Annotated in this window: 11 protein-coding genes; 5 read left to right on the forward strand and 6 right to left on the reverse strand. The window is 47.1% G+C overall.

Going from position 1 to position 14,873, the window contains the following annotated elements; all coding sequences use genetic code 11:
• Positions 1-2: 2 nt before the first annotated feature.
• On the forward strand, positions 3-1,496 hold the full coding sequence (locus tag U1F02_RS06690; RefSeq protein ID WP_409989599.1) for a sensor histidine kinase: 1,494 nt from the start codon (positions 3-5) through the stop codon (positions 1,494-1,496).
• Here the strand turns inward: U1F02_RS06690 and xseA are convergent.
• The gene (gene xseA, locus U1F02_RS06695) at positions 1,453-2,826 is read right to left on the reverse strand and encodes an exodeoxyribonuclease VII large subunit (protein ID WP_409989600.1); all 1,374 of its coding nucleotides are present in this window, start codon (positions 2,824-2,826) and stop codon (positions 1,453-1,455) included. The two genes, U1F02_RS06690 and xseA, sit on opposite strands and share 44 nt — an antisense overlap.
• A gap of 161 nt (positions 2,827-2,987) precedes the next feature.
• Here xseA and guaB point away from each other — a divergent pair, with 161 nt between their 5' ends.
• Together guaB and guaA are read left to right on the forward strand one after the other, a co-directional pair.
• Positions 2,988-4,463 (forward strand): IMP dehydrogenase, encoded by a 1,476-nt coding sequence (gene guaB, locus U1F02_RS06700; RefSeq protein ID WP_409989601.1) that lies wholly within the window; start codon positions 2,988-2,990, stop codon positions 4,461-4,463.
• A 222-nt stretch (positions 4,464-4,685) separates the two neighbouring features.
• Positions 4,686-6,263 (forward strand): glutamine-hydrolyzing GMP synthase, encoded by a 1,578-nt coding sequence (gene guaA, locus U1F02_RS06705; RefSeq protein ID WP_409989602.1) that lies wholly within the window; start codon positions 4,686-4,688, stop codon positions 6,261-6,263.
• Between the two features lie 39 nt (positions 6,264-6,302).
• On the opposite strand, the gene U1F02_RS06710 is transcribed toward guaA, so the two are convergent.
• From U1F02_RS06710 to U1F02_RS06725, 4 genes are read right to left on the reverse strand one after another with little or no spacing between them, the layout of a single operon-like run.
• Positions 6,303-7,049: an endonuclease/exonuclease/phosphatase family protein gene (locus U1F02_RS06710; protein WP_409989603.1), complete on the reverse strand. Its 747-nt coding sequence runs from the start codon at positions 7,047-7,049 to the stop codon at positions 6,303-6,305.
• 19 nt (positions 7,050-7,068) lie between these two features.
• Positions 7,069-7,587 carry an N-acetyltransferase family protein gene (locus U1F02_RS06715; protein ID WP_409989604.1) on the reverse strand — a complete coding sequence of 173 codons (519 nt, stop codon included), beginning with the start codon at positions 7,585-7,587 and terminating at the stop codon, positions 7,069-7,071.
• Between the two features lie 13 nt (positions 7,588-7,600).
• Entirely contained in the window at positions 7,601-8,062 is a 462-nt protein-coding gene (locus U1F02_RS06720) for an EVE domain-containing protein (RefSeq protein ID WP_409989605.1), read from the reverse strand.
• Between the two features lie 45 nt (positions 8,063-8,107).
• On the reverse strand, positions 8,108-10,123 hold the full coding sequence (locus U1F02_RS06725; protein ID WP_409989606.1) for a VacB/RNase II family 3'-5' exoribonuclease: 2,016 nt from the start codon (positions 10,121-10,123) through the stop codon (positions 8,108-8,110).
• A 196-nt stretch (positions 10,124-10,319) separates the two neighbouring features.
• Between U1F02_RS06725 and U1F02_RS06730 the strand changes: the two genes are divergently transcribed.
• Both U1F02_RS06730 and U1F02_RS06735 read left to right on the forward strand, forming a co-directional pair.
• Positions 10,320-12,035 (forward strand): potassium/proton antiporter, encoded by a 1,716-nt coding sequence (locus tag U1F02_RS06730; RefSeq protein ID WP_409989607.1) that lies wholly within the window; start codon positions 10,320-10,322, stop codon positions 12,033-12,035.
• A gap of 81 nt (positions 12,036-12,116) precedes the next feature.
• Positions 12,117-13,760, forward strand: coding sequence for a methyl-accepting chemotaxis protein (locus U1F02_RS06735; RefSeq protein WP_409989608.1), 1,644 nt, complete (start codon positions 12,117-12,119; stop codon positions 13,758-13,760).
• A 16-nt stretch (positions 13,761-13,776) separates the two neighbouring features.
• Here U1F02_RS06735 and U1F02_RS06740 read toward each other — a convergent pair whose 3' ends face one another.
• Positions 13,777-14,868, reverse strand: coding sequence for a DUF3530 family protein (locus U1F02_RS06740; protein WP_409989609.1), 1,092 nt, complete (start codon positions 14,866-14,868; stop codon positions 13,777-13,779).
• Between the last annotated feature and the right edge of the window lie 5 nt (positions 14,869-14,873).

Genomic DNA, 14,873 nt, shown 5'->3' on the forward strand with positions numbered 1-14,873 from the left:
GTGTGGCTATATCAACGATAAATTTTTTTCGTCGAAAGCTTGCTTGGGAACTCAGTATTTCTCTGGCAGTTATTATCCTTTGCGTGTGCTTGCTGGGCGCGTTTTTTATTTATCACGTTATTTCAAAGAGCTTTCAAGAACAGCTGATCGTTCGCGCCAACTTGGCAAGCCACAGTATTCAGTTTTCTGCAGAATCCTCAAACACCTTGGGCGGTATTCAGCGCTTTGTGGCAGCTATGGGTGCAGAACCGGAGTTTGACTCAATAACAATTATGGCGGGAGATTCACTCACCGTTATTGCGTCAACCAAGCTTGCATCCGTGGGGCACAGTGCCGAGAGTCTTCTGAGTGCAACTGAATCGGCTGCGGTAGCCAATGTAAAAAAAACAAAACACACACAGTACGATTTTTATGACGATACTGACAAAAATGGGCTTCGCTTCTTAACGCCACTCAACATAACCGGCGTGCTTGTCGATGGTAAACCTCTTGGTGCGGGTGTTTTGTATATCGCAATCAATACCGATAATTATTTTAGAGATTTTAAAAAGTTTTCCTTGGTTATGACCGCTGTTATGTTGACAATGAGTGGCATTATTTTCGCTGCGCTGGTTGTTCTCTTCACGGTTCGTGTTAGCCGGCCACAGCTTAAAATATTGGAGGTGTTAAATCGGCGTAAGCAGGGCGAAAAGGCCTTGTGTGTTGTTAGCGGTAATAACGAAATAACCACCTTAAGTGAAACCTTTAACGAATTGTTTGAGTTGACTGATGAGGTGGACAAATTGAAATCTGAATTTGTGTCAACGGTGAGTCATGAGTTGCGTACACCGCTGACTGCTATTCGCGGTTCATTAGGGATTGTGTTGGGAGCGTTTGGCGATCAAATACCAGACAAGGTATTGAATCTGATTGGTATGGCAAGTCGAAATTCGGAGCAATTAACGCTCTTGATTAACGATTTGTTAGATCTGGAAAAAATGGCGTCGGGAAAATTAGAATTTGATTTCGTAGAAACCGATCTGGTTGAGCAGTTATTGCAGGCCAAGGTTAGAAATGATGGTTACGGTGAGCGTCATGAGGTGAGTATCAGTGTAACCAATTCACTGAAGCGTGCCCCAGTTCTGGCGGATGTTCATCGCTTGCAACAGGTGTTTGCTAATTTGCTATCCAATGCGATCAAATTTTCAGAACCTAAGTCTTCCGTGAGTATGAATCTTTCAGATGCTGGTGATTACTATAGAGTTGGCATCATCAACAAAGGTAGAGGGATACCTGAGAAATTTAAAAAGCGTATTTTTCAGCGCTTTGCTCAAGCTGATAGTTCTGACTCTCGTGAAAAAGGCGGTACTGGTTTGGGATTAAGTATTGTTAAATTGATTATTGAATATCACCAAGGTTCGATCGATTTTGTCAGTGAAGAGAATTCCTATACGGAATTTTTCTTTTTTATACCTAAGTTAGGATTTTCTCCACAGAGCACAGCAATTCTCCCTTAGCTAATTTTGCTTTTATTTTCTCGCCAGGCTTAACTTGGTTGCTGGCAGTAACTGGCTTTTCCCCATTGTCTTGTGTGACCAAAGCAAAGCCGCGTTCAAGTGTGTTGAGTGGGCTCAAAGTATTCAGCATTCGTACCGCTTCGTTAAAACGCTGATTTTTTTGAATAAGAATGTTGGATTGCGCTTTGATTAATTGTTGGCGCGCCAGTTGAAAGCGATGAGTCAGTTGCAATAACCGTGTTTGCGGATGCTGCGCTTTCTGGCGAAGCATTAAAGTATTCAGCTGATTTTGCGCTTGGGTTAGCGATTTTTGAATGGCGTTTTTCAAGCGCATTTCCAAGGCATCGCAACGCTGGGATTGCTGTTCCAGTTTGTCTTTAGGGTGACGCAGCCGCGAGCGTAACCACTGAATTTTTTGTTGCCAGTGATCCAGCTTTCTTCGTAAAGCTTCTTCTAGCAAGACTTCAAAACCAATAAATTTATCCAGCCAATCTTCGCCATCGGGCGTCACAAGTTCAGCAGCGGCTGAGGGAGTCGGTGCTCGCAGGTCAGCAACGAAATCGGCAATCGTAAAATCCACTTCATGGCCCACGGCGCTTACCACGGGTAAATTGCTGGCAAAAATAGCGCGCGCGACAGTTTCTTCGTTGAAAGGCCACAAATCTTCAAGCGAGCCGCCCCCACGGCCAAGGATAATGACGTCAAACAAATTGGCGCGGTTCGCCAGCTCCAAGGCTCTTACAATTTGCGGAGCGGCTTCTTTACCTTGCACGGCCACGGGCAAGATGGTGACGGGGATTGCGGGGAAACGTCGTTCCAGTACATTTAAAATGTCGCGAATCGCTGCGCCTGTTGGTGACGTAATAACGGCAATGTGTTTCGGCAACAGCGGAATTTGTTTTTTGTATTGCTCGTCGAACAAACCTTCGTGCGCGAGCTTAGCTTTGAGTTCGTCAAAAGCGCGCTGCAAGGCACCCGCGCCAGCTTCTTCCATGTGTTCGGCAATAATCTGGTAGTCGCCACGGCCTTCGTACAGGCTTACTCGCGCACGGATGAGAACGTGTTGTCCCTGCTGTGGTCTGAACTTCACCATCATGTTGCGGTTGCGGAACATCGCACAGCGCACTTGCGCCTCGCTGTCCTTGAGGGTGAAGTACCAATGGCCGGAAGAGGGAACAGATACGTTCGATAGCTCTCCCTCCACCCACAGAAGCGGCAAATGGGTTTCCAGCAATTGCTTTGCGCGGCGATTGAGCTGGCTAACGCTCATCACTTGGCGCTCTGGAAAGCCTGAAGCGGCAGGATTTGAGAAGAAATCAGAAGTTGTCATGGTGAGGCATTCTAGGGGATGCGCAGCCAATTCGATAGCTTGAATTTAGCGGGGCGATTACCACTAGCTATTGTGTTTTGGGTTTACCCTAATGGCCTAAGTGTTTATAATTCCGCGTTTATTTTCTACGGTGTGCCCGTTTAGGGTTGAGGTTGGTTGGTATGTTGCGAATTGCTGAAGAAGCCCTCACGTTTGATGATGTCTTGTTGGTGCCCGGTTTTTCCGATGTGACGCCCAAAGACGTATCTCTGAAAACCCAGCTGACCCGCAAAATTCAGTTGAACATTCCTCTTATTTCCGCCGCAATGGATACAGTCACTGAGTCTCGCTTGGCGATAGCCATCGCGCAAGACGGCGGCATTGGCATCATCCACAAAAGCATGAGCATTGAGCAGCAAGCAGCTGAAGTGCGTGCGGTTAAAAAGTTTGAAGCCGGCGTCGTTAAAGACCCCATCACGATTGAATCCAGCGCGACTATTCGCGAGCTGATTGCACTTACCCGCAAAAACAACATTTCCGGTGTCCCTGTTATGGACAACGGCAACCTCGTGGGCATAGTGACTGGCCGCGATGTTCGCTTTGAAACCAATTTGGACGCTAGCGTTTCCAGCATCATGACCCCTAAGTCTCAGTTGGTAACTGTGAAAGAAGGTGTGTCAGCGGAAGAAGTTCGCAACCTATTGCACAAACACCGCATTGAAAAAGTATTGGTTGTAAACGACAACTTTGAGTTGCGCGGTTTGATTACTGTAAAAGACATCAACAAAGCCGAAAAATACCCCAACGCTTGTAAAGACCCAGAAGGTCGCCTGCGTGTAGGCGCTAGCGTGGGCACCAGCCGCGATACAGATGCGCGCGTTGATGCACTGGTTGAAGCGGGTGTGGATGTATTGGTAGTAGATACAGCTCACGGCCACTCCAAGAATGTATTGGATCGTGTGCGTGCAATCAAAACCAAATACCCCGATGTACAAGTTATTGGCGGCAACATCGCCACAGGCGCAGCGGCCTTGGCCCTGGTTGAAGCGGGTGCGGATGCGGTGAAAGTGGGTATAGGCCCAGGTTCTATTTGTACTACTCGCATTGTGAGTGGGGTAGGCGTTCCACAAATTTCAGCAATCGCCAATGTTGTGGCTGCTTTGAAAGGTACTGGCGTTCCTGCAATTGCAGACGGTGGTATTCGTTATTCTGGCGATATCGCCAAAGCTATAGTTGCCGGCGCACACGCTGTGATGATGGGTTCAATGTTCGCCGGTACCGAAGAAGCTCCAGGCGAAGTAGAGTTGTACCAAGGCCGTACCTACAAAGCCTACCGCGGTATGGGCTCTTTGGGCGCTATGGCGCAAACCCAAGGTTCATCAGACCGTTATTTCCAAGACGCTAGTGCTGGCGCTGAGAAATTGGTTCCGGAAGGTATTGAAGGCCGTGTTCCTTATAAAGGCGCATTGACTGCCATCATTCACCAAATGATGGGCGGCGTCCGTTCTGCTATGGGTTACACCGGCTGCGCTGACCTTGAAACCATGCGTACCAAACCTGAGTTTGTAAGAGTAACTGCTGCGGGTATGGGCGAGAGCCACGTACACGATGTGCAGATTACGAAAGAAGCTCCAAACTATCCAATTGGTGGAAGATAATTTTCTTCGCACAGGATTGACGTAAAAACTCGGGTGCGCCCGAGTTTTTTATTTACCCCTCTCCCTAACCCTCTCCCGCAAGGGGAGAGGGAACAGAGTCTAATAGTTCCTCGTCTCCTGTGGAGAGAGGGACAGATTGTAGCGAGAGTCTGGAGTTCCCCTCGCCCCTTGCGGGAGAGGGGGTAGGGGAAAACCTAATTTTATTTCTTTTCAGGATTCAACATGACTCACGATATTCACGCACAGCGAATTCTAATTCTCGATTTCGGTTCGCAATATACTCAATTGATTGCACGCCGCGTGCGTGAGATTGGTGTTTTTTCTGAAATTCGCGCATGGGATATGAGCGACGAAGAAATTCGCGCTTACAATCCCAAAGGTATTATTCTCGCGGGCGGACCGGAATCGGTTCATGAAGCAAATTCGCCGCGTGCACCCCAAGCAGTATTTGATTTGGGTGTGCCTGTGTTCGGCATTTGCTACGGTATGCAAACCATGGCCGAACAAATGGGTGGTGCAGTTGAAGGTTCAAATATTCGCGAGTTTGGCTATGCGCAAGTTAAAGTGCTTGGCGAAAGTGAAATCTTTAAAGATATTAAAGATCATGTTGATTCCGATGGTAGTGCGTTGCTTGATGTATGGATGAGTCACGGCGACAAAGTTACCAAAATGCCTGCCGGGTTCAGCATTCTTGCATCAACACCATCATGCCCAATTGCGGGTATGTATAACGAAGCCAAAAAATTCTACGGTGTGCAATTCCATCCAGAAGTTACGCACACACTCCAAGGTCAGCGCATTTACGAACACTTCATTCTGAATATTTGTGGCTGCGAACCTTTGTGGACACCCGCCAATATTGTTGAAGACGCCATTCAAAAAGTAAAAGCACAAGTGGGTACAGACAAAGTATTGCTTGGTCTTTCTGGTGGTGTGGATTCATCGGTAGTGGCCGCGTTATTGCACCGTGCGATTGGCGATCAACTGACTTGCGTATTTGTGGATAACGGTTTGCTGCGTAAAAACGAAGGCGATCAAGTGATGGACATGTTCGCCAAAAATATGGGCGTTCGTGTTATTCGCGCCGACGCAGAAGAACAATTCCTCAGCAAGCTCGCAGGCGTAAATGATCCCGAGAAAAAACGCAAAATTATTGGTGGGACTTTCATTGACGTATTCGATGCAGAGGCAACCAAATTAAAAGATGTTAAATGGTTAGCACAGGGCACTATTTATCCAGACGTGATTGAATCTGCTGCTGCCAAAACCGGCAAGGCTCATGTCATTAAATCGCACCATAACGTGGGTGGTTTGCCAGAAGATATGGCATTCAAACTCGTAGAGCCTTTACGCGAATTATTCAAAGACGAAGTGCGCAAAATCGGTTTGGAATTAGGTTTGCCTTATGACATGGTTTATCGTCATCCATTCCCTGGCCCAGGTTTGGGCGTGCGCATTCTCGGCGAAGTAAAAAAAGAATACGCCGATATTCTGCGCGAAGCAGATGCGATTTTCTTGGAGGAGCTACATGCGTCTGGCTGGTACCACAAAACATCTCAAGCATTCGCTGTATTCCTACCTGTTAAATCGGTAGGCGTGGTAGGTGATGGCCGTCGTTATGAGTGGGTGATTTCATTGCGTGCAGTAGAAACCATCGACTTTATGACCGCACGTTGGGCGCACTTGCCTTATGAGTTGTTGGAAAAAGTGTCTGGCCGTATCATCAACGAAATCTCCGGTGTGTCACGCGTATGTTACGACGTATCGAGCAAACCACCGGCGACGATTGAATGGGAATGATCCCCGAATAAAAAAGCCGAGCAATTGCTCGGCTTTTTTTTAGGTTTCAAATTCAATAGGTAAATGATCGCTATATTTAAGCCAAATGTCGGCGTTGTTAAATTTTAGCGTGCTGTTTTGGATTTTGTCGCTACGAATGTAAACATGGTCAATGTGGTATGGCTTTTCTCTATTTCTGTGGAGAAAAAATGTCGGACGTGTCTCTCTACCTTGGGCTTCGCCAGTTTTTGTGTGATAGAGGCTTTCAAGCCCCATATTTTTGAGCTCAGCAACCACGTCTGAATGATTCCATAATCGATCTTCCTCATCCCACATTTTGTTGCTGTTGAAGTCTCCACAAATTATTTGGTTTGGGTGGTCTAATTTCGCTTTGTGAATTTGTAGGTAAATCCAGAGTTGGCCGATGTAGCTAAAGCTTTTTGATGGCACTTGTTTTGTCCAAACTGCCAACAAAGGTATTCTGTTATCAATCATGCAAGGTAAAAAGGATTCAAGTTGTTCGCTTTGCCAATTGAGTGATCTGTGGTTTACCCCCTCGATTTTAAACCTAAATTCTCCTGCCCAGTCGAGCATCATTAACTTATGTTCGTTGCGCGCAAATACGCCTATACCCTTATTTTTATTTTTTCCTGCCCACAGGTATGTACCAGCCCATTTTTTATAGTCCTCATTTGATATTTCAGGATTTTCACATTCTTGTATGACTAATATATCGGCGTTCAGATCATCCAAAAGTTTTGTCTTGTTGCGCAAGGCTCCGTTGCAATTCCAGCTCACTATCCGCATTAGGATCTCCTTTTTCCTGCTACTCAGTTGGGTTTTGAGGCGTATCTAAAACCAGCTGATAAAAAACAAAATCCAACCATCGGCCAAATTTGTATCCTGCTTGTTTGAGTGTGCCTGCGTGTTCGAATCCTAATTTTTCGTGTAAGGCGATGCTGCCTTTGTTGTCCAAATCTATGGCGCCAATCATGGTGTGGTAGCCTTGGGCTTTCGCTCGTTCGATGAGTTCAAGCATAAACAACTTTCCTAAGCCTTTGGCTTGTTGATCGTTGCGGAGATAAACGGAGTGTTCAACGCTGTACTTGTAAGCGGCCCAAGGGCGGAAGGTTCCGTAACTTGCGAAGCCGATAAGTTTCCCATCTTTATCGAGTGCACCAATGACAGGAAAATTTCCGGCGGCTTTGGTTTCAAACCAGGTTTTCATGGTGTCCAGTGTGCGAGCTTTGTATTCCCAGAGTGATGTTGTGTTGAGAATGGCGTGGTTAAAAATGGCGAGAATTTCAGGTGCGTGTTGTTCGTAGCTGCAGTCAATAAATTGCATGACGTTTTCCTTTTTAAATCATACCCAAAATAAAATCCCATTCGGCTTTGGTAACAGGTTGTGTTGAAAGGCGACCTTGTTTTACTAAGACCATGTTCTCCAATTCTAATTGGGCTTTGATATTGGCAAGAGAAATAATCTGCGGAAAGGTTTTGGTCACTTGAATATCCACAGAAACCCAACGCGGATTTTCGGGCATGGATTTAGGGTCGTAATAATTGCTTTCAGGATCGAATTGCGTAGGGTCTGGGTATGCCGTCTTAACAACTTTTGCGGTGCCGACTATGCCAATATTTTTGCAACTACTGTGATAAATAAATACTTCATCGCCAAGTGCGACTTGGTCACGCAAAAAATTGCGCGCTTGGTAATTGCGAATGCCGTCCCAGCGCCCCGTTTTTTTCGGCGCTGCGTTTAGGTGATCAATTCCATAAATGTGCGGTTCTGCTTTGAAGAGCCAGTAATTTTTGCTCATGGTGTGAACCTCCTAAATAGGGGCATGTCATTCAATGTTTTTTTCTTACAACCAAGCACTTAACCGATCTGCGGTTTCCTGATCGACCACTTCAAATGCGATTTTACGTTTTTCAACATCCACTTCTTTCACTAGTACGTGGACTTTTTCGTCCAGCCGATAGGTTTTGCCCTCGATCGTTAAGCTTAAGCGACGCGAATCAAATTGGGCTTTTACTTCGCTATCGCGTGGCGCGAGCATGGCGTAGCCTTCAATGCCCCAATCGTCCAAGCGAACACCAATGCCGTTAGAATTAACCAGCGCAATAGTACCTGAATGTAAGGTATCGATATGCTGCTTCATAAATTGGCATTGCAGCCAAAGCTCTAAGTAACGGCATGCTTGGCGTCCGAGGTTTAGTTGATCTTGTAGTTGAGCCGATAAATTTGCCGTATCAATTTCGATAGCAGGTTCACCTCGCAAAATACGTTTGATGGCGAGATGGTTATAAAAATCGTTGTAGCGGCGAATAGGGGAGGTCACCATCGCGTAGGCATTGAAACCCAATCCGAAATGCGGTGCGTGTTCAACGGATAAAGAGCCTGCTTGCAACATGCGCTGCAGCAGAGATAAGAGCGGGCTGTTCTTCGGGTTTTTATTAGGGTTGATGCGTAGCTCTTTGATTAATTTTTGGAACTGGTCGAGCTTGGTTAAATCTTCTGCCTTTAGGCCTGCTTCAATTAAATCCGGGCGATCTTCCGTTATTAAACTAATTGCATCGTTCAGGCGCTCCGGGCGGAACCCGACGTGCGTGGAAAAAATTCCGTAGCCTGGGTTTTTAACAAAAAGTTCGCCCGCGCAGATATTGGTCACCAACATGGCTTCTTCAATCATGCGGTGAGCTATGTTGCGTTCGCGTTTATCGACATGGTCAATTTTTTTCTGGTCGTTCAGAATAAAAAAGTAATCCGCTTTTTCATCCATCACCAATGCGTTTTCCAAACGGTACTCCGTGCGAGTTTGAGCGAACTCTTGCAGGGTAACTAGCATCTGCTTGGTTTCATCGCTTAGGTTGTAACCACCATCATCCAAACTCTTAACACCGTTTAAATGGTCGGCTACAGCTTGGTAACTCAATTTATGTTGCGAGCGAATTTGCGCTTCTGCAAATTCATAATCAGTAATAGCGCCGTCGTTAGCGATTTGAATTTTACAAATCAATGCTGGGCGCTTTTTTTCCGGCACCAAGGAGTAGGTGTCGTGAGATAAATCCGGCGGCAGCATAGTGATAGATTGCCCCAACAGGTAAACAGTACTCGCCCGTTCACGTGCCGCTAATTCAAGGGGGCTATCTATATCGATTTGTTTACTTGGGTCTGCGATGGCAGTGATTAATTCCCAGCCATTTTCGTTTTTACTGATGTGAATGGCATCGTCCATGTCGCGCGTATTTTCAGCGTCAATGGTTACAAAAGCTAAGTGCGTTAAATCCAGCTCGCCGTTTTCAAATACCATGGGCGACCAATTGATGCTGCTAGCGTGATTTTGTGCAGGCGCTGTCCACTCATTAGGTAGTTGGTATTTGGCAACCGTATAACGGTTTTCGATGCCGGGTTCTTCAGCAGAGCCGAGTCGTGCCAGTATTTTTACTTGCGCTTTTCCGTCGCTGAATGGATGGCGGCTTAGCGTACAGCGCACAAAATCATTTTCGGTTAAGCCTTTGCGATCTTGCGGCGGAACAAATAACCATCGGTTGAAATTAATTACATCGGGTTCAACAAAAAAGTTATTGCCTTTACTCACGTAACGACCAACAAATTCTTTGAATGAACTGCTCAGCAGTTTTTCCAGTTTCGCTTCCAGCTGATCTTTAGCGTTTTTAGTGATCTCAACTTCAACTCGATCGTCGGGTAATACGCGCAACATCTGTTCAGGATCGAGAAACGCTTCGCGCCCGTCATCCAAAATAACGAAGCCAAAACGTTTGGTGGTAGAGCGTACTACGCCTTGGGCTATATCTTTTTGAGCGACGAGGGTGTTCTTTAATTGAGCTAATTGCTGCAGCGCAGAGTTATTGAGCATGAGGACAACTTAATAAGAGAAATAATGGGGCGAATCATAACAGCATTTGAGAGTCGTCAGAACAAAAGGCGGGCTTGTTGAGAGGGCTTTTTAGGTGTGGCGTGAATTATCCAAATTGGTGGGGCGCTATGGGCTAAGATTGTAGTAAGATCGTGGAAGACTTTGATTAATCGATTGTTTTTACAGGTTTTAGTGAATGGAAGTATTAAACCAGCTGCTGCTATTCGGTGGTGCGCTGTTCATCATTAGCATTCTTGCTACCACGCTCTCGCCGCGCATGGGAATGCCGTTGCTGTTGATGTTTTTAATCATCGGTATGTTGGCTGGTGAAGATGGTTTTTTAGGTATTCATTTCCAAAACGTAAAAGCCGCCTATTTTATGGGCACTCTGGCGCTTGCCGTGATTTTGTTTGACGGCGGCTTGCGTACTGAAATTCATCTTTTCCGTGTCGGCTTGCGGCCTGCGCTTTCATTGGCAACGATTGGCGTTGTGATTACCGTTGGAGTATGTGGCGCGCTGGCGGCGTGGCTTTTGGGGTTGTCTTGGGTTCACGGATTGTTATTGGGCGCAATCGTCGGTTCTACTGATGCCGCTGCCGTATTCTCCGTGTTAACCATGCAAGGTCTTGCGCTTAAATCCCGTGTCGGTGCCACCTTGGAAATCGAGTCCGGTATTAATGACCCCATGGCGGTTTTCCTTACCATTATGCTGGTCGAGTTGATGGTTACCAAGCAGGCCAATTTCAGTTGGTTAATGCTGGGTGATTTTTTGTGGGAAATGGGCGCGGGTTCGGTGGTGGGTATTTTGGGAGGCCGCTTTTTAGCCTATGGGGTGGAGCGTTTGCAGCTGAGCCCAGGCCTGTATCCGCTGCTCGCACTTTTCGGCGGCGTTTTTATTTTTGGCCTTGCTGCTGTTATGCACGCCAGCGGTTTCCTCGCTGTTTACCTCGCTGGTTTGATGGTGGGTAATCGCGTAACTCGCGGTTTGTTTAATATCCAACGGTTCCATGATGGTATCGCGTGGCTTGCCCAAATCAGTTTGTTCTTGATGTTGGGTTTGCTGGTGTCACCTCATCGCCTAATGGAGTACGCATCCAGCGCTCTGCTCGTTGCTGGTTTGTTGATGTTTGTTGCGCGCCCGCTGGCGGTGTGGGCGTGTTTGTTGCCCTTTCAATTTTCGTGGCAGGAAAAGACCTTCATCAGTTGGGTAGGGTTGCGAGGCGCGGTTCCGATTGTGCTCGCCATGTTCCCGTGGCTCGCGGGTGTGCCAGAGTGGAATTTCTTTTTTAATATTGCCTTCTTTATTGTGCTGATTTCTCTTCTCGTGCAGGGGTGGACAGTTGGTCCGCTGGCGAAATGGTTAAACCTTAACGTTCCTACAAGTAGTTCGCGTGTTCAACGCGTTGAGTTAGGTGTGCCGGGGCAGGCGGGTCACGAATTTGTTGGTTACAAATTGGCTGATGGCAGCCCTGCGTTGCGTCGAACCGTTGGTAACCTGAACTTGCCCAATAAGGTACAACTGCTGTGTCTACTCCGCGAAGGACAGCCGGTTGCCTTAATTCCGGAGCAAAAGCTTTTAGCCAACGATCATATCTTTTTGTTGAGTACGCCGACGGAGCTGGAAACCTTGGATAAATTGCTCGTGGGCATGCAAGAAAACGAGCGCCTTTCTGCCCAAGCCTTCTTTGGCGAATTCGTTCTTACTTCCCGTGCGAAACTGGCTGATTTGGGCATGGTTTACAACTTTCCCGTTCCGCCCGAAATGGCGAACTGGAGTATCGCGCGTTACATTTTAAGTAAATATCGTCACCCGGTAGTGGGTGATCGGGTAGCGCTTGGTCAAGTGGAATTTGTCGTGCTATCGATGCGTAACCGGAGATTAATTAAGGTGAGTTTGAAGCTTAATAGATAGTGTTACGCGTTTTCCTTTGTTTCAGAGAATTTGTACTAAGCTTTAGGGAGATATTTAATCAGGAAGATAGGAGCGGCTCTTATGGCTTGGTACACAAATCTCTCTTTTAGATGGAAGCTTGGGCTCCCACTCGTATTTCTCGTTTTATTATTTTTATACGCTGGAATTTATTCCGTACATTCCAGTGGGCTCCTCGCTAAAGACTCCAAAACTATCGCTAAGGTAAGTTTGCCTGAAATACAACTGCTGATTCAGGCTGACCGCGATATGTATCAAGCGCTTACAGCGGAGCGCGCGCTTCTTTCCCCCAATTTAACACAACAACAAATCGCCACTTTTTTAAAAGAGCATGCGGATAATCTTAAGCAAGCGCGTGAGCGTACCCTTAAATCTATCGAAACCTCTGAAACTGCAACCAAGGCGGAACAAGAAGAATATTTGAGTTATTTACAAGCGTGGCAGACTATTTCTGAATCTATCGTCAAAGCGGCTGAAGGTGCAGATGAGGCGACTCGCTCAAGCTTAATGGCGCGCTCGTTGGGCGATGGATTTCAAGCTTTTTCAAAGGCGCGTAGCTTGCTCGATCAGTTAGAAGAAAAGCGGCTGGCTCACGTGGATAATTTTACTCAAAAGATCGACCACAGCAGCGATGCTATCGCCTACCAGCTTTATGTGCTTTTGGTTTTGGGTACCTTATCTACCATCGCCGCTGTGCTTTTTCTGCCTTTAGTGGTAACTGTTCCACTGCAAGAAATTAGTGACCGCATCAAAAATATTGCTGCGGGAGATGGTGATTTAACAATCCGTATTCGAGTGGATCGTCATGACGAACTTGGTGAGCTTGCTACTCACGTAAACCGGTTTATGGATCAGCTTCAAGAATTGATCACAAATGTTCGTAACAATACCAATGAGGTTTCTTCTGCCGCAGAAGGTTTACTTGAAGTTTCCAGCAATAGCCAGCGCGCGGCCGATGATCAATGCCATGCCATTACCATGGTGGTAACGGCGGTGAATGAATTGACTATGGCTGTCCAAGAGGTTGCGCGTAACACCAGCAATACGGCCCAAAGCACTAAAGACGCAAACCAGATTGCCGAGCAAGGCCAGGAACGCATTCGTTTGGCGGTGAATCATGTTCAGGGGTTGTCGACCCATGTAACCCAAACTGCCGCCACCATGGTCAAATTAGAAGATGAGGCCAAAAATGTAACATCAGTTATAGACGTTATTCGCGGTGTTGCCGAGCAAACCAACTTGCTGGCGTTGAATGCGGCTATTGAAGCTGCGCGCGCGGGTGAACAAGGGCGGGGCTTTGCTGTGGTGGCGGATGAAGTTCGTACTCTTGCCAGCCGCACCCAACAGTCCACTGCTGATATCCAAGGAATGCTGAGCCAGCTGCAGCAAGGCGTGCAACGGGCGGTGGAGGCTATGAACGCCAGCGCAACCATGACGGGTGAGGCGGTTGCATCGGCGAGCGATGTGGGTGAGTCGCTAGGTGGTATAGGTGCTGCGGTTCAAGAAATTACAAACATGGCTGTGCAAATTGCGGCGGCGGTAGAGGAGCAAAGCAGTGTCACCGCAGAAATAGATAAAAACCTCACCGAAATTAACCAGCTTGCAATGACCAATTCTGAGGGTGCTGCTCGCACGGCGGCGGCTAGTCAGCGCTTGAGTCAACTTTCATCAGGTTTGCGCGACAACCTACGCCGATTTAAGGTTTAGTAGTTTCGTTAAGTCTTTATTGCAGGGTCTGCATAGTTGCAGGCCCTGAATTTTTAGCATTCTTTAGCTCGTTTCCCTCTGCTTTTTTCGCTACAAAACCGTGAATTTTTCCCAACCAAAAATTTTGTTTGTCATCAATGCTCACGGGTGGTTGGCTCGGCAAAATCAGCTGCTGATAATCTTTTAAATTTTTACGCATGGCTTCCGCTTGGTGAAGGCGTCTGAGTTCTATTTGTTGGGCGCTGTCAGGATTGAAAAAAACGTCCAGGATGGGTAACTCTTGCGTAGAAAAAATGTTGCCAAGCTGTTCCTTTGTCAACGGCTCCTGATTTTGCAGGTTCACAAGAATCAGGGCTTGGAGCGGTCCATCCATGGTTTCAGCGGTCGTTGTTGATTTATTAATTTTTTTGTACAAGGTTGCGAGTGCATCCGGCGCGCTACTGTTATCGACTAATACGACAATATTAAATTGCCCGAGCTTATTTAGCTGAGCGACCGCGGCTTCAACGCGTTCGCCTATAAGCTTATCGCGCGCAATAATCGGTTTTGGTGTTTCTGACGATACAGATGATGAACTAGCAGAAGAAGCTGCTTCAGCAGGTGAAGAACTGGCAGCTGAACTTGCACTCTCGCTCGTAACACTACTGGCGGATGATGATTCCCGTTCAGGAACAGTGGCTTCGTACTTCGCCGGTAGCGGCAGAGCCATAGTCGCCCAGCCATATAAAGGTAAGTTTCGGCGCAGGTTCTCTAGGGTAGCTGGCCACAACTGCGGGGTTTCTGGCGCATGCATGAGGAGCAGGGCACCTTTGGGTTGTCGGGTTTCTCCGCTTTTAAACAGCGCCAGAATTTTTTCATCCGGCGTTTCTAGCGGTTGTAATTCATCTGCTTTGGCGATGGCGGTAAAGGCTTTGGCTAGAAGGGCGTTGTCTCGTTCGAGTTTGTCCGCATAAATCGGCTTCTCTGGAGCAGCGGAGGATGAGCTGCTAGATGATGAGCTTTCAGACGCGGCGGGATCTTGCGCAGCACAAAGACTGCTCAACAAAAGCCAAGCAATTGCGGCACAGAGTTTTGGCGTCTGCTGCATTAGTCTTTGTGGGAACAACATATTTC

The sequence above is a fragment of the Cellvibrio sp. genome (genome assembly GCF_046347455.1).
Classification (GTDB): Bacteria; Pseudomonadota; Gammaproteobacteria; order Pseudomonadales; family Cellvibrionaceae; genus Cellvibrio.

What these genes read in the sequence shown, in the direction of transcription:
- U1F02_RS06725 (WP_409989606.1), bottom strand. Translation starts at nt 10,123, where the DNA reads ATGCTCAATAACTCTGCGCTGCAGCAATTAGCTCAATTAAAGAACACC.
- U1F02_RS06715 (WP_409989604.1), bottom strand. Translation starts at nt 7,587, where the DNA reads ATGCAATTTATTGACTGCAGCTACGAACAACACGCACCTGAAATTCTC.
- U1F02_RS06730 (WP_409989607.1), top strand. Translation starts at nt 10,320, where the DNA reads ATGGAAGTATTAAACCAGCTGCTGCTATTCGGTGGTGCGCTGTTCATC.
- guaB (WP_409989601.1), top strand. Translation starts at nt 2,988, where the DNA reads ATGTTGCGAATTGCTGAAGAAGCCCTCACGTTTGATGATGTCTTGTTG.
- xseA (WP_409989600.1), bottom strand. Translation starts at nt 2,826, where the DNA reads ATGACAACTTCTGATTTCTTCTCAAATCCTGCCGCTTCAGGCTTTCCA.
- U1F02_RS06710 (WP_409989603.1), bottom strand. Translation starts at nt 7,049, where the DNA reads ATGCGGATAGTGAGCTGGAATTGCAACGGAGCCTTGCGCAACAAGACA.
- U1F02_RS06740 (WP_409989609.1), bottom strand. Translation starts at nt 14,868, where the DNA reads ATGTTGTTCCCACAAAGACTAATGCAGCAGACGCCAAAACTCTGTGCC.
- guaA (WP_409989602.1), top strand. Translation starts at nt 4,686, where the DNA reads ATGACTCACGATATTCACGCACAGCGAATTCTAATTCTCGATTTCGGT.
- U1F02_RS06735 (WP_409989608.1), top strand. Translation starts at nt 12,117, where the DNA reads ATGGCTTGGTACACAAATCTCTCTTTTAGATGGAAGCTTGGGCTCCCA.
- U1F02_RS06720 (WP_409989605.1), bottom strand. Translation starts at nt 8,062, where the DNA reads ATGAGCAAAAATTACTGGCTCTTCAAAGCAGAACCGCACATTTATGGA.